We start from the raw sequence: 22,257 nt of genomic DNA on the forward strand, positions 1-22,257 counted from the left end.
TGCCTTTGTTATAATACGAGCCAGCAGATTAAATCACCGACCGCTAATTACTCTCAGGGACGTCAGGCATAATAAACTCTCCGCTTGAATAATTAAAAATTCCGCCCTGAATATTGTTATTCTTGTTAGTATTATAGGGTGCGCGTATCAGTAACTTTTTCCCTGAATCTGCATCAGCGAGGGTGCCACGGGCGACACCCAGTATAGTAGATGCAAGATTAAAACCACCACCACCCTGATGATAGCTATTACTTATATTCCCCACGTGCAGTTCTTTGATATTAGCAATAACTTTACTCTCCGCGTTATTTATTTGAGCGGCGATCAATGTCGTTTTTCCTAACACCTTAATATCAGCGATTTTTTGCGCAAAAATACCTGACAGATGATCGACGGCATCATTTTTAACTATATTGACATCTAAATTAGCATGGCCTGCGAATCCAGCAGGGCCGGTTAATCCTGTTTTAAATTTATCGCCAAGAAAACGGGCCGTCTTATCTGCGAGGTTTCGTGAGTGAGTTTTGTTTGATAGTGGCGGCAATGCTACAGTTTGCTTATCTTTGCTAAAACTAACACCTCCCATGGTATCTTTGGCCGGAAATTTTTTATTGTATGCGGTACCCATTTTATTAATACCCTTGGTTAACACATTCTTAATTTCCCCCTCAAAGCGCTTGGTGCCAATTTTCGATAGATTACTGATCACACTGCTATTTTTATCATTTGTATGACTCAGGGCAAAATTGACCAATACCTCCGTGATATCTTGTTTATCTTTCCGGCTTTCTATATTGAGATCACCACCGACATCAACGAGTGCGATATCTGCCGAGACATCAGCACCCAACATGCGGGTATCTTTATGACTTTTGAGTGTGAAAGTGCCCGTCTTTATATGGGTGTTTTGGTGCTCAACGACATCTTGCTTATCGACAGCCACTTTTATTCCTGCACCAGTATAATGACTTTTACTGCTACTATTTTTATCAACAAGACCATTGCTGTCTTTATTAAACTTACCGGTTAGCACCAAGTCGGCATTAATATCAAAGTTCCAATTATCTTTTGGCAACACAGTTAGCGCAGACTCCATCAATATGCCCCCTTGATTGGTATTGATATCCATTTTTTTTGCATCAACCTGTAGCCCTTGAGTATAAATCGCCTGATTATCATCACTGTGCGCCTGCAATGAAACCACCCCGGCACTGTATATATTCATTCCTTTACGGACCACTTTGGATTCATTGACTTTATCTGCATTGCCATCACCGCCAATGAAACCCATTTTGCTGCTATCAGTCTCAGAAGCGGCGACCTTACCTCCGACTCTGATATTCCCACCGGCTTTAAGACCATTATTAGCGCTGTCTGACAGCGAGGCTCCTAATATTAATTTTTGACCTGCCATCATCTGAACATTGCCAACCTTGGCTTTTTCATTACCTATTTTAGTCCCAATGAGAGTAATGTTACTCGCATCTAAAGTGACATCATGCCGTGCCTTTATTTGACCTACTTTAGCATTTGACTCATGTCCATGACTCTTTTGGTAACCTCCTCCCAATTCAAGGCGCAACTCTTTAGACCCCACACCACCGCCTACGGCTAATTTACCTTTCCCATGAGTTCCTGTGGCGTTATTACTGCGGTTATCAATGACCTGATCAAAATGTATATCCCCACCAGATTTAATATGAATCCCCCCTTGCTCAGAAGAGATTTCCGTCGCTTGATAATAGGCATTGCCAATTGTGTTAATCAGCACATTACTACCCGCCTTAATAGATGAGGGTAACAACACGCTGCTCGCGCTATCTTTTTCAGACGTCTCGCCTGCGGCTGATAATGCTACTTTTATGTCTTTACCTGTCGTGGTTGAGACCCGAATCGCGCCTTCCCCCTTCTCATTTTCAATATTATTTTGACTGGAGTTTATTGCTGCATGACTGAAATGATGGCCTGCATCCAAACTAAACAGTCCGCCTTGCTTATTAATACCCTTGGCGTGATACTGTGTGCCATCATCAATGATATTTTCTCTGGCAAGCAAAGTAATATCTGCGGCGGCTATTTCTGTTACTGAAGCCAATGAGCTGAGACCTGATTTAGTCGTCTTACCACCACTGGCATAGATATCCACACCAACGTTAGGATCTGAAATTCCTTTGATACTCCCTGTACCGCCTAAATGATGAAGTACATTCGCAGGGTCCTTTATGACTTTTTCTATTTGCCGGGTATATTTATTGTAATTAATATTAAAACCTAGCCCTGCTTTAATTTCTTTTTCAGTGCTGTTACTGATAGTTTTATCATTGCTGGCCATATGATAGATATTTTTCGCTCTTTCATAATATTTCCCACTAACCTGATGCTGAGCGCCCTGATGAGTGATATCCTCTCCAGCAGTAATCGTCATATTTCCATTGATATCAGTCTTTGCGCCAATACTGGTATTAGTTAGCTCATGGCTCTTATTATTACTATATTTACCTTCAACACCACTACCAAATTTATCTATTCCGCCATCATAATGTGCACCACCGGAGTAAATGGTACGCTCTTTATCCGTCATATTGGAATCAATTGCAGCCAGGAATTGGACCCCTTCTTTAGCCGATAACGCCAAGTCCCCCTGATTTGTTTTTATCGCAGTACCGTAAAACCTAATGTCTTTATCCGCATTAATATTGATTGTCTTTCCCATTAATGTGGCAAAATGACTCTTTGTTTTACTGTTTTTTTCTTTGTTATTAACATGTTTAATTTCAAACCCTGCCCGGTATTGCTTATCTTTCTGTTTCTTAGCGAACCATTCCCAACTAAGACGACTGTCTTGTTCATCACTTTGTTGTTGTTGGCGAGCTGCCGTGACAACGAAGTTACCCTTGGCATCGATGTCTAATTTACCGCGAGTATTAACCAATGCACCATCAATAAAGACATTATTTGAATCTAAAGCAACGCCGTTCCCTGATGTTATCTCAGTATCAATAAAACGCTCATTGCTGTTCTTCTTGTTGTTAGAATCTATGATAATATTAAATGCAACACCTGTTTCTTTGCTAGAGCGTTCGCTTGTTTTATTAAGTACCCCTGCCAAAATCAGATCGCCTGACGCTTTAATCGATGTATCATTTAACGCATTAACTTTACTAGCAATAATAGAAATATTTTCATTGGCGTTGATATAAACCTTGCTGCTAGATAACTCTGACGGCTCATTGATATAAGTATATTTTTTATCTGAATCTCTTTCACTGCCTCCTAACGCGTCCCATTGAGTAAAGCCCGTATAACTCACTTTGGAATTTTCAATTTTTTGTGGATTTACGCTAATATTATTACCACTATTTAATTTAAGATAGCCATCTACATTAACTTTCACGCCAGCAATATTGATGTTCCGCCCAGCCTTCAACTCAGCATTTCCATTAGCATATATATTTGTTTTACCTAACGTCTCAAATGTAATTAATTCTCTTGTATTGCCATTTTTTAGATCCCCCCCCAGATCGTTCATTACAACTAATTTATCAGTCGTTTCCTTGCCAATATGCCCGCTGAGAAGCAAATCACGACTTGCATCCAATTTTGTGTCACCGCCACTTTTTAGATTCGTGCCTTTTATAACCAAATCTCCATCAGTAGCCTCAATATTTAAACTATCGATACCGAGTATTAAACTCTCGTCGAATTTCTTCACACTTTGAGTATATTCGGTAATTTTATCACCAATGCCATCACCCTGTTTATCTGAATCTATAATGGTTTTCTTTTCACGCGCCAAACCCTCAATGATTACGGTAGAGCCTTTGACTAATACATCATGTGCCCTAAATGTAACACCGGTTAATTGGTTATTTTCGCTTGCGGTAATGTTAATATTACTGCTGTCCACAAAAATAAGTTCGTCTGTTTTATTCGATCCTTTTGTGGATACAGGGTCTTTAGCCATGATTATATTCTTGGCTTGTAGATCAATAGATTCTCCCTTTACAACATCGCTTTGTAGCCAGATGGTGCCCGCTGCATTGATATTTAGTTCCTCTTGGGCAGTGATATCCCCCACCAATGTCAAACCACTCTCTTTACGGGTATCGATGAGTTGAATACGATTTGCCGCAATGCTGCCAAGGAAATATCCGTCAATCATAGTCTCGTGGGCTTCAGTAGCATCAGACTGGAGTACTTCATTTTGGCTAGAAACCCTGTTTTGCCCAACAATAACATTAACATCCTTAGCCGCCCGAATAGCACTGTCAGCATCGATAGTCGGGGTAATTAACGTCAATACATTAGCCAGATCGGTGGCAGCGGTGTTCTTTATTGTCATTCTTTGTGTGTTGTTTGCAGTATCAAATTGCTGTAATGCCCCGTTATTTACCACCGACTGACCCACCACCAGGGTTACCTGATTGAAATTAGGATCAAAGCTACACCCATCACAGCTAATACCATTCGGATTTGCCAGAACGTAGTCAGCGGCCATACCAACAACTTGCTGCCGCCCCAATAACAGCGAGGCATTACGACCAACCACTTCATTTAGAATCAAACTGGCTGCGTTGCCTTGCAGATTGGGGTTGGCACCGAGTTGCCCCGCATTTGAATTAACACTTTCCAAGGAGTTATTAAATACCGCTCCTTCACGGCCTACATTGAACGCCTCATACTGATTGTGAGACATTCCCGATGCCGAAGGTGGGGCGATATTAATCACTGGCACCCCATTGGTAGCAACATGGATATCAGGGCCATGCGCCCCTGCTGTCGCTGCCAGACTCGACTCCGCTGCGTGAATAACAGATATTGGCGTTAGCATCATCGCCAATAGAACGGTTAATTTTCCTGCTGGTGAAAGTTTAAATTCTTTTTTTCTCATGAGTTATTACCCTTATTAATTTTTTAATCAATATTGTATTAATATTAAAATGCGTAGCTTAGCCGACCTAATATCTGGACAGGTTCTTTACGGCCGGAACTATCTGATAACAGCCAACCACGACTTACCTCGACATCAAGATTTACCTTCTTGTAGTAAAGCGTGACTCCGGCACTCAAACCGGCGTTGCTTTGCCAGCCTTGTTTATTATCACGTTGCAATACCCGCCCAACATCTATACCCACGCGAGGTATAAAGGTTAAATTGGCCCTCGATACATGTCGTGAAAGTGTATTTTTTGTATACCAACCTAATTGCCCTTTACTCGCTCCCCGGCTAAATCCGCGAATAGCATTACGTTCTGTTATGTTGAATTCCTCCGAGCCAGGCAATTGACCATGACTATATTGTCCGGATAAAATACTGTTTAGTTGATACCGTGAATTAAGGACCAGAAAGCCGTAATTTAAATTAAAATTGACACCTCCTTTTGTGAATCTATTATCTATTTTAAACACCTTTTTATGACCACGAACTTTATCATTAGCGAACCATGGCACACCTCTTTCTATATAAGAATTAATATTAATTGCACTTGTGGGCATAATGAATAATTGATTTAAACCAAGTTGCAGCGTAGTCAATTGGTAACTACTTACCTCGATTTTCTTATCATTAAAACGGGTATTTATTCTCTTGTTTTTTAACTGCACACTGAGTGTGTTTATCTTGTTTTTACTGCGATCAAATGTATATTCAGAGCGAAAATTAATGTCTCTTACATCCCCATGAAGTTTAACCCTATTGTAAGTCAGTGTTTCATAGCGCCTATACTGCATTTGGTTGATAAAAGCACTAAATGTAAAAGCACCATAAGGAATTGAATAAAATAGTGTAGTTTCATTTTTATAACGCACTCTTTGGCTGTCTAATGTTCTATTCAGGCTAATGCTGATCACATCTGACAGTCCGAGTGGGCTATCCAGGGTAAAAGATATTTTTTTCTTCCACTCGTCAATATTTTTATAACCATAATTATCGACTGAACCTGATAAGTGCCATGACGTAGACGGTTTGTTTTTTATCAGAATAATTGAGCCATTTTCATTACTGCCCGGTAATATATCCAGGGTAACTTGGTTAGATTGCAATTTGTTGGCCTGATCGATGGCTTGATCAAGCTGTGCTACCTGGAGTGGTTTACCCACCACGCCAGGAAATAGCATTTTGTGATCTGTTCGTTTATCCCCACCGGCAATTCTTTCAACAATACCTTCAGTCACACGCAGCCCAAGCTGTCCCTGTGCATTTATGGGTATAAATCTGACTCGAGCAGCAATATAGCCTTTTTTTATATACTCTTTGGTAATGTCTTTAGCCAGAGTGTTAATGTCATTATTTGTAATACAGTCATTTTCGATATTAATGAGTCGTTCTATATCCTTTAATGAAATAAGTGTATTCCCTTGAACAAAAATTCCTGACATTGCCAGGCACTGTTTTCTTTTATCATTTTCGATCAAGTCAGTCTTATCTGCCTGGGCAATATTACAAATGAAAAAAGCGATTAAAATAGATAGCCGTATAATAAGCATTTATCAAATACCTTGAGTGTACATTTTAAATATTTCATAAACATAAAGACGAATTGAATCACATACTGTGAAAGGTCAATATGAACGAATTTATTTAAATTGATGTGTATATCAACACCCATTCAAAATACATAATACCCAAGCCCAATAAAGTACATGATAAGCTAATGAGATGCTTTTTAATGATTAGTAATATAATTAGTCGATTTAGATGCATTTATTTAATAGAAATAAAATTTTTATTATGTAAACCAATAAAACAGCGTCGTTAAAAGATAAAAAAAGCCCCGAGAAATATCGGGGCTTTGGTTAGATTATTTATTTAATCTATAATTATATTTGGATTGATTGACTCAGGATGTTCTGCGGGCAAAATCCCGAATTTTAAATCCGAGTAATGCCAGCGCGGCAAAATAGGCAATCACCCCTGCGGCAACGACAGCAGACAACCGTAACAAGCGATAGGCCATCCCCCCCACATCCCACGCAGGCATCACCCAGAGCAGCCCCAGTAACACGGCCGACATCACCACAACACCGATAACCAGCTTGGTTAGAAATACGGCCCAACCCGGTTGTGGCTGGAATATTTTCTGTTTACGCAGCTGCCAATATAGCAAGCTGGCATTAAGGCAGGCCCCCAACCCAATAGAGAGTGATAACCCAGCATGCTTGAGCGGCCCGATGAATATCAGGTTCATTACTTGGGTCAATATCAGTGTGATAATGGCAATTTTCACCGGCGTTTTAATATTCTGACGCGAGTAAAAACCGGGTGCCAACACTTTCACTACAATCAGCCCCATTAAACCAATGGAATAGGCCACTAACGCCCGTTGCGTCATTGCCGCATCAAAAGCACTGAATTTACCGTATTGGAATAATGACACCACCAACGGTTTAGCTAAAATCCCTAATGCAACAGCACTTGGCAACGCCAATAGGAAACATAACCTTAGTCCCCAATCCATTAGTCGGGAATATTCATCATGATTGCCACTGGAGAAACTTTTTGCCAGTGAGGGCAATAAAATCGTGCCAAGCGCCACGCCCAGCACCCCCGACGGAAACTCCATCAAACGGTCAGCGTAATACATCCAGGAAACGGAACCTGACACCAAGAATGAAGCAAAAATGGTATTAATAATCAAAGAGATTTGGCTGACTGACACACCAAGGATCGCCGGCCCCATTTGGCGCATAACTCGCCAGACGCCAGCATCTCGCAGTGATAACCGTGGCAGCACCAACATGCCAATCTTCTTCAGATGAGGGAGTTGATAGCCTAATTGCAGCACCCCGCCAACCACCACCGCCCAGGCCAGCGCCATGACTGGTGGATTGAAATAGGGTGCGGCAAACAGCGCAAAACCTATCATGCTGATATTAAGGAAAGTGGGCGCAAAAGCAGGAATAGAAAAACGATTCCAGGTATTAAGGATCGCCCCCACTAAGGAGGCCAGCGAAATTAGCAGAATATAAGGGAAAGTCACTCGCAGCAGCGCGGAGGTTAACGCAAACTTATCAGGTGTATCAGTAAAGCCGGGAGCCGTAATAAAAATCACCCAAGGCGCGGCCAACATCCCCAAAACAGTCACTACTGCCAGTATCAGGGTTAACAGACCAGAGACGTAAGCAATGAAAGTGCGGGTTGCCTCCTCGCCCTGTTGACTTTTATATTCGGCCAGTATGGGGACAAAAGCCTGTGAGAATGCCCCTTCCGCGAATATTCGCCGCAATAGATTAGGCAATTTAAATGCCACAAAGAAGGCATCCGTTGCCATCCCGGCACCAAAAACCCGCGCCACTATCGCATCACGGGCAAAGCCTAATACGCGGGAAAACATGGTCATGGAACTGACGGCTGCCAGTGATTTCAGTAAATTCATAGGTTGTCTGATATGGGGTTCTGATCTGTTTTCCGATCTGTTTTTAATTCGCCGTAAATATCAACGCCTGCAATTAGCAGGCGTCGCTTCTACCCAATTGTTGAGGTACCGAAATTAAGGTGCCCCTGAAACGGTGTGAACACAGCCGCCAGTCTACGTATCCGGCGATGAATATCCATCGCAAGGTGTAACAAATTACTGACTTAGCCCGCTTTTTGCGCCATTTTGCTTTGCATTATCGACTTATTGAACAGTATCCTGCTGTAAAATTTGCTCTATCATTCGCTGCGCATAAATAGCTTCATCACCCGAAACTTGTGGTGCCGTTTGGTTGCTTACTGCATCAATAAAATGCTGCACTGCCCCAGTAAAGCCTCGCAGGTCTAAGGTGGTTTGCCAACTGGCTACCGGCAAACTTATCACCTGCCCATCCGACTCCTGCTGCCAGTGGCTCATATTACTAACCTGATAACAGGCAGCCGTACTGACGGCTTGCACGCTTTCCCGCTGGGTCCCTGCGTGGCGGTGCATACTGGTAGTTATCAGACCATTGCCCGCTTGAAAATGGTGTTCTGCATACAGCATCTGTCCCAACGCATTTGTCTGAAGCGTTCCACTCAGCAGCTTTGCCGCTTCGCCACCAAGCCACAGAGCGGTATCCACCACATGCAGATAATCATCAAGCAAGGTAAAGCGCAGATCATTCGGCCCCACACTGTTCTGGCGATGTTTCTCCATCCGCAGCGATGCCGGGTGAATGACTTGTTGTTTCAGTTGTTGGTATAGCGGAGCAAAACGTCGGTTAAACCCGACCATCAGTGCCAAGTGCCGTTTCGCGGCCAGTGCTATCAATTGTTCGGATTGCTCGAGTGTTTCGGCCAGCGGCTTATCGACATAAACATGAATCCCTGCCTGCAACAGTTCACTGACCACCTTAAAATGGCTGGCAGTACTGCTGTGAACAAAAATAGCATCGCATTCAGCAGCTAACGTATCTAATCGAGAAAAATAGCGCATCCGATAGCTGTCACACACAGGTTGTGCTTTGATTTGATTGGGGGAGAACGCACCAACCAGTTGCCAGTCCCGTGCTTGAGTCAAAATAGGTAAATAGGCCTTTTGTGCAATACCGCCCAAACCGACAATACCAATACGTAGCTTTTTCATAGGATCCTTATTAATCATCCAACTGAATCAATACTTCATCCAACCGACGTGTCAGTGCGACCACTTGCCGTTCAAGTTGGGCAACTCTCTCCTCAAGGGCGCTGCTTTCTCCTTCAGCACTCTCTGCTATTGCCAAGGCCGGGGCCACCTCACCACTAAAAAGATGCATAAAGCGGCTTTCACGTTTACCCGGTTCACGGGCTAAACGCACCACAAATGGCCCATCTTCGCGGATTGCCAGTTGGTTCAATACCTCTTCTGTTTCAGTAACATCGGCAAACTCATACATCCGGTTAGTGCGAGTACGCAGCTCTCCTGGTGTTTGTGCACCACGCAATAATAGCGTGGTAATCACCGCCAACTCAGCAGGTGAGAACTTTAGGTTGCCAAATTCCGAGTTGCAAAAACGGTGCTCGTACTTCATTACTCGGTTACCGCTCTGGGTGCGAATAAGGTGTTTTTTCAGCAAGAAATCCAGTGTCTGCTGGACTTCCGAATCGGATAACTCCATCACCGGTTCACGGTTGGTTTTCTGGTTACAGGCGACGGTCACGCCATTGAGCGACATCGGATATTGCTCCGGTGTTGTCACTTGTTTTTCTAGCAAACAGCCAATAACTCTGGCTTCCTGTGCATTTAAACTGTGTTTCATCCTGACCTCAGCGAGTTGGCGTCCATTCTTTATTAGTCAAAGCAGTCAGCACATGGTCGCGCCACTGACCATCAATCAGTAAATAATCCTTGGCGTAACCTTCACGCTCAAATCCAAGGCGTGCCAGTAAGTTGCCACTGCGATGATTGTGCGGCATATAATTAGCCATGATACGGTGCATCCGTTCCTGCCGCTGCATATAGCGAATCAGCGGCTGCAACGCTTCAAACATTAAACCTTGCCCCTGCCAGCGCTCACCGAGTGAATAGCCCAGAAAACAGGCATGGAACGAACCTCGCAATACATTGCTAAAGTTCGCCACTCCGCGCACTTCTTTCTCTTCGGGGTCCAGCAGAATAAAGTAGTAGGCGCTCCCCTGCTTTTGTAGCTCCATGATCATACCCAGCCGCGCCTGCCAACCGGAAGGCATGCAATGACTTTGATCGCGCACGGGTTCCCATGGTTTGAGAAATACCTGATTTTCAGCATAATACTCAGCCATGCGGTAGGCATCACGTTCATGAACCAACCGCAATGACATGCGGTCCGTCGTCAGGCGTATTTTAGGTGTTGCTGAATGATAGCCGAACATCTGCTCCCCTTGGGCTGCACTCTGTACTTAATTTAGCGACAATCTTTTACTTCAATATACCTGTTGCCCATACCCTGCGTAAAACCACCCTTGCAAACTTTGCATACAGGGACACAATGAAATCACGCAGCTAAAGCGTCAAAATACATATTATTATGAATTTTTGATGAGATAACGTATTGACGATAAAAAAATATTATCAATCTAGCCTCTATCGTTTCTAGCAATTTGGGTACAAACTATAAGCATAGTAAACACTAATATACAAACCTTTGATTAGACTAAAGAACAATAATTACCCACTAACTAACCTCAACATACTTACAATACTGGCATATTCAACTCAACCAACCTTATCATCTCAGCCAAATCTAAGTCGTTAAAGGGATGCACCGTAGCGAATTGGAAGAGACGATCAGCACCGCAATCATTCTTGTCTACGCTGCTGTAGTTTACGATGTAGTGACGATCACCGATACAAACCCCGCAGTAGAAAGTTGTCCCATCTATCTTATCTTGTTCCAACTTAAACATGACTTGATATACTGCATGAATACTCTTGATAACACTTATATCCATTTTATAATTTAAACTAAATTCTATTCTTTGATTCATTAAAGCACCCTCTTATTGTTGTTATAGATGTATTTACTAACTATAAACAAAAAAAGGCTTTAACTAAGAATACTCTCTTAGTTAAAGTCTTTAAATTTTTATCACTAATATACCTAACTACCACACCGTGTTTGCTGAACTATCTATACTCAACTACCTTTTATACTTAATAGAGAAATAATAAGAGCAATGATAGATACTACTAATGCTAATGTCGGTATGTACAAACCTGAGTATCTTGTGAATTTTTCTTTTGGATTAAGATACTCAATAAAATACATTCTTGTTTTCAACCAGTTGACCATCAGGCGGTCTTTCCACGTTCTGCGATGTAATACACCAGTATAACGGTGATAATAAAACAAGTAGCTAACCCATTTTTCAATCCTCTTTCTCGTAATAGTTGCTGCATCATGAGTGTAGTAAAGAATAAGGCTTCTATGTTTCGCTAATGAGTCGTCGGATTTTGCAGGAGCAATTAGGACATTAACCTGACCAATTGCACTATAGGTTATCATCAGTGCTGCACCGCGTTGATAATGATGATTAGAGATTTCCTCTCCATCGTTCCCATTTTTTCGGATCATGTTCCCAGTCCACTTATTATGAATTTGTAGGTTCAGTCCATCAAATCCAAAACCGGTAGGATCTTCTTCATAGTCATATACAAACACCTCAATACCATTAGCATTTGCTTCTTTAGATATATCCTCTAGCATTAACCTTATTAAATTCTTATTATAATTCCAGTTAACCTTTGAAATTGAGATTAGAAGTTTATCTCTCTGAAACTCAATACTATGTTTTTTTATCCAATTCATTGAACACCCTCAGAACTAATACATAATTTCAGAGTTTAACTTAGCTTTCAACACCCACCAATTGATACTATCGATGATAACCTATTCACAAAGGGTAGATGCAAGTTAAACTACTTTAAAGCTACCATTTAGTAATAAATTGAATATACATTTCAGTAGTTTAAGGCCATAGATGATGTGAAAAAACGGAACATCCGTTTTATTTTGATTTTAGTTTTGGAATCAGAATTTCATTACGTTATAATATTACAATAAACTACTAAATCCTTGCATCAAAATAGCCCTACCGCCCCAGAAACCACTAACTTAGTAATATATTAAATCGGTGCGTACAAGGTTCATTATGTTAAATAGCCAAGATATTCACAGGATATGCACCGCCCTACCCTACTCCGTGGAAAATATATTTTTACGGTGATGAAAATATTTCATAATTAAAGTTTAAATAGGACTTTACCTTTAATTATTCAGTAGTATAGTGGTTATCAAAATATAATTTACGGGCTATGCGGGGGAAACTGCGAACCCGTTTTCATTTAGAAGGTGTTTCAAATTTTTTATTATTTTTTTAATCAAATTAAACTACTGAATTAGTAGTGTCAAAATAGTAACCCTTTTACTTTAAACAACTCAGTAATAGTATTGTCTTTCCCAATGAAATTATCATGACTACTGGACATCTGTTTAACTGTCGCATTGAGACTATCTAATAGATAACTAAGCGAGTTACCCTTAATCTTATCTAATGCGAGAGCATCGTCATCATAACTTATACCATCTATTATGATAACTTTACTCTGATTTTTAAACCTATCAAACACTTCAATGCTATCTTTAACTGTATCTAACTCCTTAGCAAAATATTTCAACTGTGAGCAAGCCAAACCAATAGTATTTATGAAATTATAAAAGTAATATTCTCGTTCATTTGATGGATACAACCCATAGGTTTTAGTTCTGAATAGAAGTTTACTTGCTTCTTTATAAACTGAATTTGCATCTTCTGATATACTACTGCACTCAATTAAAATACTTTTTAAAGTAAACATTTCTTTTCCAGATACGCTTTCTTGTTCAATAACTTTATTGATTATAGTTAATGCCGTATTGCATAGTGGGACTACAGCTTTCAATCCTTCATGTTGAGGGAAAACATCATTAACTAACTCAATAGCTATTTTGTACCCTTCCTGTGCCGTAAATTGTGCTAGGTAGTTACGAGCAATAAGAACAGCCCCTACTGCTGCCCCAGCCATTACTACATCCATACAAGCCGACACGAAAGAACTATCAATACCCTTTGTAACGTAAACATCCAGAAGCATCACTACTACGGCACCTATACTAAAAGCCACAAATGGAGAAGTAGCATATACAGAAATCTGTTTTACAATATCTTTGATTTTCATTTCATACTCATTAGAGTTAAGTATTGTGAGCATACACAAACAGAGTAATTTATTTTATTACAAATAAATTAGTGATATGATGATTTCCTTTTATAAAATTCTCATAACTTTCATTTAAGTCACTAACTATATTAAAGGTATTGTCTAGAGCTTGTCTTAATTCTGTATCCTCTCTAATTTCTGATATAACCCCATCCATTGTAGAAATATTTTCATTATTTAATTTTGAACTAAGCGTTGCTATATTTTTAAGATTTCTTTCAACATGGAATAACATACTCCCCAATTTGCCCACATTACTACTCAATTCATCAAGACAATCTATTATATTCATCAGGTCTTCATATCGTTCATCAGAAGGCTCTAATCCATAAGTGCCCACTTTGAATAAATATTCTTCTATTTCACTTTTAAGAGTAAGTATATTATTAGCTTTAGAATGTAAATATTCATGCCTATCCTTAATGTATCCAACATGCCCGAAGTCGATGTCACGAATTATCTCATATAATATTTTCTTACTATTAGAACATATCAACCCTATTTCATTAAGTTCTTTTACTTCAGGTAATACCTCGTTAACTAACTCAATAGCTATCTTGTAACCTTCCTGTGCCGTAAACTGTGCTAAGTAGTTACGAGCAATAAGAACAGCCCCTACTGTAGCTCCTGCCATAACAACATTACAAAAAGCAGATATCCAATCAGTGTAACTACTTTTATCTATTAAATTACTATAGATAGAAAACATAAACTGACCAATTAAGGCAACTACAAATAAAGCAGCGAATGCAATCAATACTTTCTTATTCATTATATTATCTTCTTTTTATATTATCACTGACTACTTTAAATTTGAGAAAACCTTGAAAACTACATTGCTAAAATCACTTAATCCGGTATTCAAAAAAACCTCAAGTTCTTTATCTACAAAATCAATATTCTTATTACTCAAACCTTTATCATCATATACAATAGAAGCGTCTAACTCTACTTTTAGTTTAAAAGCCTCTCTTAAGTTTTCAGAAAGATTAGGTTCTATTAAAGAACTAATCTCATTGACTAAATCATAGCAATTAATGTAATTAACATACATACCAGAACGATCAAGACCTCTATTTTTGTTATTAATAGACAAATTAAAAGCAGTTCTTAACTCTACATTCAATTTGGTAATTAGTTCCCATACCTTTTCTCTACGCCAGTCATTGTAAGATTTATTTCTATTAATTCTACTTATCCATAAATTAACAAAAGCAGTTATCATTACACCAAATAATGCTCCCGCAGCAGCAACTAAAGCAACTGTAGCAGTATCTAAAACAATACTATTCGTATCCATAAGCTTATCTAAGAAGTTGTGTATAAAAGGATATTACTTCAACACTACTAAAACGTGCAAGGACATTAGCTTTTAAGCCCCTGTAAGCCCCGTATAGCCACGATTGATTGAAACCTAATAAATCTCACCTAGCTACATTATTAACACGCTTAGAATCGTTCCTACTGTGTTTTAGAAGGAAATAGTTATCTTCTGGTATTGTGAAATAGCAGTATCCACTACTATCTATAGTGTAGTTAGCATTAAATCCTTTTTTATGGATTATATTCTTAATTTTTGAAGTAGTAGTTACTACTGTCAAAACGCCTGTTCTTAGTTGTTCCCTGAATGATTCCATAGTAATATTCTCCGTAATATAAACTCTGGTAAAGTCCTAATAATAATGAAAAAGTTAAAGTTTGATTTTCGTCTTTCTCACATACTGTTCTTTTTCTTTGGTGTAATGGTAACAGTAGTTTTGCTATGGGTTCTCTATAAAGATCCAACAAGAATAACTGCACCAGCTTTAGCGGCATTAACTGCTATGTGCACTTTCTTACTTGCTTTATGGTCAGCATTTAAGGTTAATAAATGGTTAAACTCTAAAGTTAATGATGCTGCTTTCAAACAAACTGAAAGGATTTTAGAGTCATTCGCTGAAATGCATGTCATAATGGATAAGTTAAAATCACTATGTAAACTACTATGCGATATTAATATGTATAGCGTAGAAAATTTAAAACCAACAGATTCTATCATTGATAACATCAGAGAACTGGATGATGAGGGATTTAAATGCTTTATTACCGCTCTAACTCTAATAGTAACAATAAAACCATGGAATGCTAATATAAATGAAGGAAAAATAATACCATTAATATATCTAATCCAAGTAAACCATGGAAAGCTAAGAATAGACCTTGTCGAAATACAGAAAACATTTGTTAACAAAAATTATCATTTAACTGTTATTGCTGCACAAAATTGCGTCCAATTAAATAAAGAATTGTCAAATACATTCTCTAAGTTTTTCAATTTAAAATATGATGATATTTTTATGTTTAATGTAAAATCTACATCACCCTCAAAAAAGGTTTCTGAGTAGTAGCTATCTCTTCCTCATAAATCCGCATCATTTCATTTAACTGTTCTGGTGCGGTTGTTTCAGTATAACCATCATTCATTTCAGCTTTAGATAGAAACCTTATGGGTAACTCCTTTTTAATACGTTTTTCAATACGTGCTGCTAAGTCGTATTCCATACGAACCTCAAAGTATAATTTATGATGATAAATACTAAACGAATCAGTAAAGTTTTTCCTAACATTACCATCTTGTTTAGTTATACCTATTTTGATTGCGATTAAGTCTTCATCTCTGTATATCTTTTGAATGTACAATGATTGATTATCAAAGTCCCATTTATCATACTCACACCGACAATGTATCAATGGTAATACTTCTATAGGGTGATATATTTCTTTCTTACAATGAATGCACTTCCATTTGTGATCACTACTGAAGCAGTTTTTACTATTCAGTTTAGAAAGTTTCAACACTGGATTGATGCTTGATAAAACTTCTGGTGTTAAGAAGAAAGATAGTGTTTTTTCTGTTATCATTTTTGTTACCTCTGTATATATTTAATTAAAAAAAGCCCCAACACCTTTGAGGGAGTTGGGGCTAAAAAAATAGAAAAGAAAAAGAATAACTAAAAATGATTAATAACAACCATCTAATAGAGCACAACTAATAACCTCAATTCCATGTAGAATCACATCAACATTGTTCTGACCATCTGGATCTGCAATTAAGTTACCATTATCATCTAAGTGATATCCGAAAATTAAAGAACTAGCAGCACCAATAGCAAGCTAAGTTGATTTTTTAGAAAGTAATACTATTGAATACTTTCCAATGGTCTTTATAGTTTTGAGGATTTGAGGATTTGAGTTTTACTTAGTTTGATTTTCTTCATAATATCAATCCTCCATTATGCTTTATTGGGATATCTCCCTGTAGTTAACTACTAAAACGTTATACCCAATCATTACCTAACATGTTTAAATTAGAATAATCATCATTATCCCAATTGATAGTAATTTTACCCATTACCGCCTGTTTAGCTGTAATAGGTGATGAACTATGTCATTTTCTACTTCGATGATTGGACAATCGGCATTTATCAGGCTTAGGAATAGTTGAGCTGCTTCTATTGGGTTTTGCCGTGAAAATCTGTCAACGTTCTCGATCAATAGACAAGCATTGATTATTTCACCTGTAATAACCCCTGTGATAAAAGATTTCAATACGGAACCATCCGCAAGGTTTTTACCTTTAAATGCTGATACACCGTCTGCACGAAGCCAAACAATTTGATCAGAGTTTAGAAGAAAACCTAGTTTCTCTTTATCCTCATAATGTTAACGTAATCTAGGAGACTATCAGCCTGCCTACTCATCCTATAACCACTACCTTGTGTCTCTGAAGAAACACGTGCGTAGCAGTATGAAGTTCTATTATTAGTTGATATCATTATTACTGCTCTCACAAAGGGTATAGTTTGTATAATGCTTCAAACTATAAGCGTGTTTTTTATTCCCTCCTTATTTAATTTCTGACGGTGAAGCATGGCCTTGGTATCGCAAGCTCGGAGCTTGGGTAAGTATTTTTTATTGCTTGATAACTTATTAGTTGTGTTGGGTTTTTTCGTTGTCTTCCCACTCATCTCTATCCGATTTGTCGATCAACTGGGTTGGGCTGCGGTGCTCGTTGGCCTGGCCTTGGGGCTAAGGCAACTTGTCCAACAAGGGTTAGGCATCTTTGGTGGTGCCATTGCCGACCGTTTTGGTGCCAAGCCAATGATTGTTACCGGCATGCTAATGCGGGCTGCTGGCTTTGCATTTATGGCAATGGCCGATGAACCTTGGATACTCCTGCTGGCTTGTGCGCTATCTGGCTTAGGTGGCACCCTATTTGATCCGCCGCGTACCGCTTTGGTTATCAAATTAACCCGCCCCCATGAACGTGGCCGTTTTTACTCCCTGCTGATGATGCAAGACAGTGCAGGTGCGGTGATCGGCGCATTAATCGGCAGTTGGTTGCTGCAATACGACTTCCATTTTGTCTGTTGGACTGGCGCGGTAATCTTCATTTTGGCGGCAGGCTGGAACCTTTGGTTGCTGCCCGCCTATCGCATTTCCACCGTGCGTGCGCCAATGAAAGAAGGTTTAATGCGGGTGCTACGTGATCGCCGCTTTGTGACTTATGTCCTGACGCTAACAGGCTATTACATGCTGTCGGTACAGGTGATGCTCATGCTGCCGATCGTGGTAAATGAGATTGCGGGGTCTCCTGCTGCCGTTAAATGGATGTACGCCATTGAGGCCGCGCTTTCTTTGACATTGCTTTACCCACTTGCTCGCTGGAGCGAGAAACGTTTTCGCCTCGAACAGCGCCTCATGTTTGGGCTATTAATCATGACATTAAGCCTGTTTCCGATCGGCTTGATTTCCCACCTGCAAACACTGTTTATGTTCATTTGCTTCTTCTATACAGGTTCAATTATCGCTGAACCCGCACGTGAAACCCTGGGGGCTTCGCTGGCCGACTCGCGCGCACGTGGCAGCTATATGGGCTTTAGCCGTCTGGGGCTGGCGTTGGGAGGAGCATTAGGCTATACCGGTGGCGGCTGGATGTACGATACTGGCCGAACGCTGGAAATGCCGGAGTTACCCTGGTTCCTGCTGGGCGTTATTGGGGTAATTACGCTGGCCGGGCTTTACTGGCAGTTTAATCAGCGCCGTATCGAGTCTGCCATGCTAAGCGGCAGTTAGCACTATTCTGTCGTTAGCACTAGCGCCAGAGTCGCCAAGCCTCTCTGGCATCTTTTTATTCTCTTTTCAAACCAACGTTGATTCGGGGTTATCCGATTGGCAGATGCCCCCCACCGCCGCATTATTGTCCGCAATCCTGAACCTTGGTTGAACAAATATGGTTAATAATACAAAACAGTGGATTAACCGGTTACTATTGGCCTGTTTGTCTGGTTTGATGTGATGCGCCATCTTGTTTGTTTAGTAAATATTGCTATGAGGTTTTGATGAAGACATTAATGTGGGGCGCTGCTGCGCTGATTGTGACCACGACACTGGTCGGCTGTAACCAATTAACTCAATACACATTGAGCGAACAGGAAATCAATGAATATCTGCAAAAACACAATAACTATGAAAAGCAGATGGGCATACCCGGTCTGGTTGACGCCCACATTATCTTGACGCAATTGCAAAGCCAAATTGGCCGTACTGAGCCTGGTAAAGTGACCTTAACCGGTAATGCCAAAGTAGACATTACCTCGATCCTTGGCCCACAAAGTGCGGATATGACGCTGACACTAAAAGCGCAACCGACATTCGATCGTGAGAAAGGCGCTATCTTCCTAAAAGATATGGAATTGACTGATTATACCGTTAAGCCAGAAAAAATGGATTCAGTGATGAAAGCACTGACCCCTTATCTGAATCAGTCGTTGAAATCCTACTTTAATCAGCAACCGGTCTATGTGTTGGACAGTGAAAAGAGTAAAGCTGAAGGGATGGCGAAAAAGCTGGCAAAAGGTTTAGAAGTGAAACCAGGCCAGTTAGTCATCCCACTGACTGACTAGCTGCACTGCGAGGTTTACAGGCTATCGTTTGCTGGCTCGCAGGGTGAGCCTCAAAGAATGAGGCTCATTAATCCAAAGAGGGTTACTTAATTCGGCAAAGTATCTTCAGACAACTCATCCCACATCGCCTGTAACGCTTCGCGGCTCAACTGAGCCAACGTCCGATAAAAGCCGGTGTTAGCGTGGGCCTCTACTTTGCCGAGAAAGCGACCACACCAGGGCAGTAAATAGTCGTTAAACAGTGCGGTTTGAGCCGCAATCTCATCCTCTGCGGCTTGGTCTTCCAACCAAGAGGCTGCCAATAATAACCCACCAAAATGATCAGTTGGGCCATCGCCCAGCGGCATCCCTCGTTGTTGCAAAAACGCTCTGACCTCAGCTTCTGGGCAAGCATCCTCATAATCGCTGCCATAAGGTGACACGCTACGATCATCGCCGACGAACAACGCGTTATAATCAGCGACCACCGCCGGTGGCTGATACTCTTGTTGCAAACGCGCCAGCAGCTCACCTTGTTCCAGTGGCCAGTGCTGCTCTAATTTGCCCTGACTTATCAGCGCAAAAAGGGGGGCCAGTAGCGGATCTTGTGGTTGGCGATAAAATAGTGACCCAAGAACCCGGCACACCAGAGAGAAATCATTCATTTACATCTTCCTGTTTCTTATGAATATTTAAACCACAAGTGACAATGTCACATACTTTATATTATAAATCAGCCAACTCAGGGATTACCGGGCGGCCACGCTGCTCAAGGTAATTCAGTAACCGGCGCGGGCTAACATTCAAAATACGGTCTGGCGGGAAATTCACCTCAGCAATAATCCGCTCACAATGTTCGAAAATCCCCAATGAATAGGCAATATGGGAGTCAGAACCTAATGCCAACCAGCCACCGGCATCACGGACCGCTTCAGCAATCGCCCGGCAGTTCGCTTCGCTGCCCTTGCGTGAATGCGTAAAGGACGAGTTATTCAACTCCAACGCCACATTGTATTTTGCCGCTGCCTCAGCAATAGCTGGAATATCAACAGGATATTTAGGATTACCGGGATGACTGATGATGTGCACATTCCCCTGTGCCATGGCCGCAATCATTGCCTGAGTATTGGCAGCTTTGTCTTGAGGCGGGAATACAGGCTCATGGAAGCCGGCAATTAGCAGGTCGATGGCATCAAGCATCGGGCCGGTACAATCGATATCACCGTCCAAATTCTTAATATTAGCCTCAATACCGCGCAAAATACCCACACCATCTACCAACCGTGGCCAGACACGCATGTTCATAAAGTGCCAGTAATGCGGGGCATCAGCCATATCCGGGCCATGGTCAGTAATGGCAAACAGCTTAATATTTTTTAACTTAGCTTCGGCAATGTAATCGTGCAGGGTGCTGTAAGCATGGGTGCTGGCGATGGTATGCATATGTAAATCAACAGGATACATGACTACTCCACAAAGTCTTTTAAGGCAGGATGGCTTTTTTGCAGGTAAAGCATAGACTGCTAATGATAGCAGGAATTCTTCTCATCAACAGCGCTAAAAGCCCTTACTTGCAGGGCTATCGCTATATCTCATCGAACCGAGTCAGTATGTAAATCAGTAACCTCGTACCACATCGACCAGGCCCGCTGGCACTCTCCCCGCTTCGATGGCTTGAATATTGGCAACTACCTGATCCATCGCTATCTCCGGCAGGGTTATCGCTGCAATATGCGGTGTAATAGTGATGCGTGGGTGACTCCAGAAAGGATGCATTGACGGTAAGGGTTCCTCAGCAAATACATCCAATGTCGCCGCTGCAACGCTCCCAACACTCATTGCAGTTAATAGATCACGCTCCAATAAATGTGCACCACGCGCAATATTGATCACATAAGCGTTAGCATTCAATTGTGAAAACAGCGATTGGTTCAAGATACCGACAGTTTCGGGCGTATTGGGCAGCAAATTAATCAATAATTGTGTCCCTTGCAGGAAAATCGATAGTTTCTCTTTGCCGGCAAAACTGGTTATACCCTCAATCTGTTTTGGTGTACGGCTCCAACAACGCACGGTAAAACCAAACTCAGCCAATTTGTGGGCCACGCTTTTACCTAATACCCCCGCCCCGAGAATACCTATGGTAAATTTATCATGCTGATGCGGCTCCAGCGGTTGCCACACTTTCTGCTGTTGTTGCAGTTGATACTCATCCATTCGGCGGAAATATCGCAATACACCGGCTACCACATACTCCTGCATTTGCAATGACATACCAGAGTCTTCTAATCGTACCAGCGGCACTCCGGTTGGCAATGTGCCCGGAGAGCGGCGCTCTTGATCCAAAATAGCATCGACCCCCGCCCCTAAAGCAAAAATGCCTTTCAGTTCAACACGTCTGGCGAGCATTTCCTGTGGTGGCTGCCAGACGAGAGCATAATCCGCTGGTTGTGTATCACCACGTCGCCACTGCCTGATTTTCGCCGTGGGCAAGCGAGATTGTATGCCTGACAACCACTGTTTTGCTTCAAAAAACGGGTGATAAAAAATAATATTCATTATTTGCCAACTCCTTGCGAAAGTACCTGATAGATTTCCGCGATTAACGGTCAGATGCAAGTGTTACCCGCAAGAAATGACGATGAAATCAGCAAACTGCT

General features: G+C 41.0%; 18 protein-coding genes. 3 read left to right on the top strand and 15 right to left on the bottom strand.

What is annotated here, in order from left to right; all coding sequences use genetic code 11:
• Positions 1-43 precede the first annotated feature (43 nt).
• From V1953_RS11060 to V1953_RS11110, 11 genes are all read right to left on the bottom strand, one after another.
• Positions 44-4,891, bottom strand: coding sequence for a hemagglutinin repeat-containing protein (locus V1953_RS11060; protein WP_442850891.1), 4,848 nt, complete (start codon positions 4,889-4,891; stop codon positions 44-46).
• Between the two features lie 44 nt (positions 4,892-4,935).
• A complete protein-coding gene (locus V1953_RS11065) occupies positions 4,936-6,486 on the bottom strand; it encodes a ShlB/FhaC/HecB family hemolysin secretion/activation protein (RefSeq protein WP_442850892.1) in 1,551 nt (516 codons plus the stop codon).
• A 353-nt stretch (positions 6,487-6,839) separates the two neighbouring features.
• A complete protein-coding gene (gene murJ, locus V1953_RS11070; protein ID WP_005185199.1) occupies positions 6,840-8,375 on the bottom strand; it encodes a murein biosynthesis integral membrane protein MurJ in 1,536 nt (511 codons plus the stop codon).
• A 243-nt stretch (positions 8,376-8,618) separates the two neighbouring features.
• Positions 8,619-9,560, bottom strand: a complete 942-nt coding sequence (locus V1953_RS11075) for a Gfo/Idh/MocA family protein (RefSeq protein ID WP_227746535.1) — start codon at positions 9,558-9,560, stop codon at positions 8,619-8,621.
• Entirely contained in the window at positions 9,553-10,194 is a 642-nt protein-coding gene (locus V1953_RS11080) for a YceH family protein (protein WP_083159014.1), read from the bottom strand. Before V1953_RS11080 ends, V1953_RS11075 begins: the two co-directional genes overlap by 8 nt.
• Positions 10,195-10,201: 7 nt before the next feature.
• Positions 10,202-10,786, bottom strand: coding sequence for a ribosomal protein S5-alanine N-acetyltransferase (gene rimJ, locus V1953_RS11085; protein WP_372569124.1), 585 nt, complete (start codon positions 10,784-10,786; stop codon positions 10,202-10,204).
• A 321-nt stretch (positions 10,787-11,107) separates the two neighbouring features.
• A complete protein-coding gene (locus V1953_RS11090) occupies positions 11,108-11,320 on the bottom strand; it encodes a hypothetical protein (RefSeq protein WP_442850893.1) in 213 nt (70 codons plus the stop codon).
• A 230-nt stretch (positions 11,321-11,550) separates the two neighbouring features.
• Entirely contained in the window at positions 11,551-12,222 is a 672-nt protein-coding gene (locus V1953_RS11095) for a hypothetical protein (protein ID WP_442850894.1), read from the bottom strand.
• Between the two features lie 599 nt (positions 12,223-12,821).
• Positions 12,822-13,631, bottom strand: coding sequence for a hypothetical protein (locus V1953_RS11100; RefSeq protein WP_442850895.1), 810 nt, complete (start codon positions 13,629-13,631; stop codon positions 12,822-12,824).
• 49 nt (positions 13,632-13,680) lie between these two features.
• Entirely contained in the window at positions 13,681-14,445 is a 765-nt protein-coding gene (locus V1953_RS11105; RefSeq protein WP_442850896.1) for a hypothetical protein, read from the bottom strand.
• A gap of 30 nt (positions 14,446-14,475) precedes the next feature.
• Positions 14,476-14,973 (bottom strand): hypothetical protein, encoded by a 498-nt coding sequence (locus V1953_RS11110; protein WP_442850897.1) that lies wholly within the window; start codon positions 14,971-14,973, stop codon positions 14,476-14,478.
• A gap of 382 nt (positions 14,974-15,355) precedes the next feature.
• Here V1953_RS11110 and V1953_RS11115 point away from each other — a divergent pair, with 382 nt between their 5' ends.
• Positions 15,356-16,057 carry a hypothetical protein gene (locus tag V1953_RS11115; RefSeq protein WP_442850898.1) on the top strand — a complete coding sequence of 234 codons (702 nt, stop codon included), beginning with the start codon at positions 15,356-15,358 and terminating at the stop codon, positions 16,055-16,057.
• Here the strand turns inward: V1953_RS11115 and V1953_RS11120 are convergent.
• Positions 16,026-16,574, bottom strand: coding sequence for a hypothetical protein (locus V1953_RS11120; RefSeq protein WP_442850899.1), 549 nt, complete (start codon positions 16,572-16,574; stop codon positions 16,026-16,028). The two genes, V1953_RS11115 and V1953_RS11120, sit on opposite strands and share 32 nt — an antisense overlap.
• A 1,008-nt stretch (positions 16,575-17,582) precedes the next feature.
• On the opposite strand from V1953_RS11120, the gene mdtH reads away from it, so the two are divergent.
• Both mdtH and V1953_RS11130 read left to right on the top strand, forming a co-directional pair.
• Positions 17,583-18,788: a multidrug efflux MFS transporter MdtH gene (mdtH, locus tag V1953_RS11125; protein WP_083159016.1), complete on the top strand. Its 1,206-nt coding sequence runs from the start codon at positions 17,583-17,585 to the stop codon at positions 18,786-18,788.
• A gap of 266 nt (positions 18,789-19,054) precedes the next feature.
• Positions 19,055-19,618, top strand: coding sequence for a lipoprotein (locus V1953_RS11130; RefSeq protein WP_442850900.1), 564 nt, complete (start codon positions 19,055-19,057; stop codon positions 19,616-19,618).
• A gap of 86 nt (positions 19,619-19,704) precedes the next feature.
• Here the strand turns inward: V1953_RS11130 and V1953_RS11135 are convergent, their stop codons facing one another.
• The 3 genes from V1953_RS11135 to ghrA form a co-directional block, all read right to left on the bottom strand.
• Positions 19,705-20,262 carry a TorD/DmsD family molecular chaperone gene (locus V1953_RS11135; RefSeq protein WP_083159018.1) on the bottom strand — a complete coding sequence of 186 codons (558 nt, stop codon included), beginning with the start codon at positions 20,260-20,262 and terminating at the stop codon, positions 19,705-19,707.
• Between the two features lie 61 nt (positions 20,263-20,323).
• The gene (locus tag V1953_RS11140) at positions 20,324-21,061 is read right to left on the bottom strand and encodes a phosphatase (RefSeq protein ID WP_372569123.1); all 738 of its coding nucleotides are present in this window, start codon (positions 21,059-21,061) and stop codon (positions 20,324-20,326) included.
• A 153-nt stretch (positions 21,062-21,214) separates the two neighbouring features.
• Positions 21,215-22,156, bottom strand: a complete 942-nt coding sequence (ghrA, locus tag V1953_RS11145) for a glyoxylate/hydroxypyruvate reductase GhrA (protein WP_420073112.1) — start codon at positions 22,154-22,156, stop codon at positions 21,215-21,217.
• Positions 22,157-22,257: the final 101 nt, after the last annotated feature.

The organism is Yersinia sp. 2541 StPb PI, assembly GCF_052217145.1.
Lineage (GTDB): Bacteria > Pseudomonadota > Gammaproteobacteria > Enterobacterales > Enterobacteriaceae > Yersinia > Yersinia enterocolitica_E.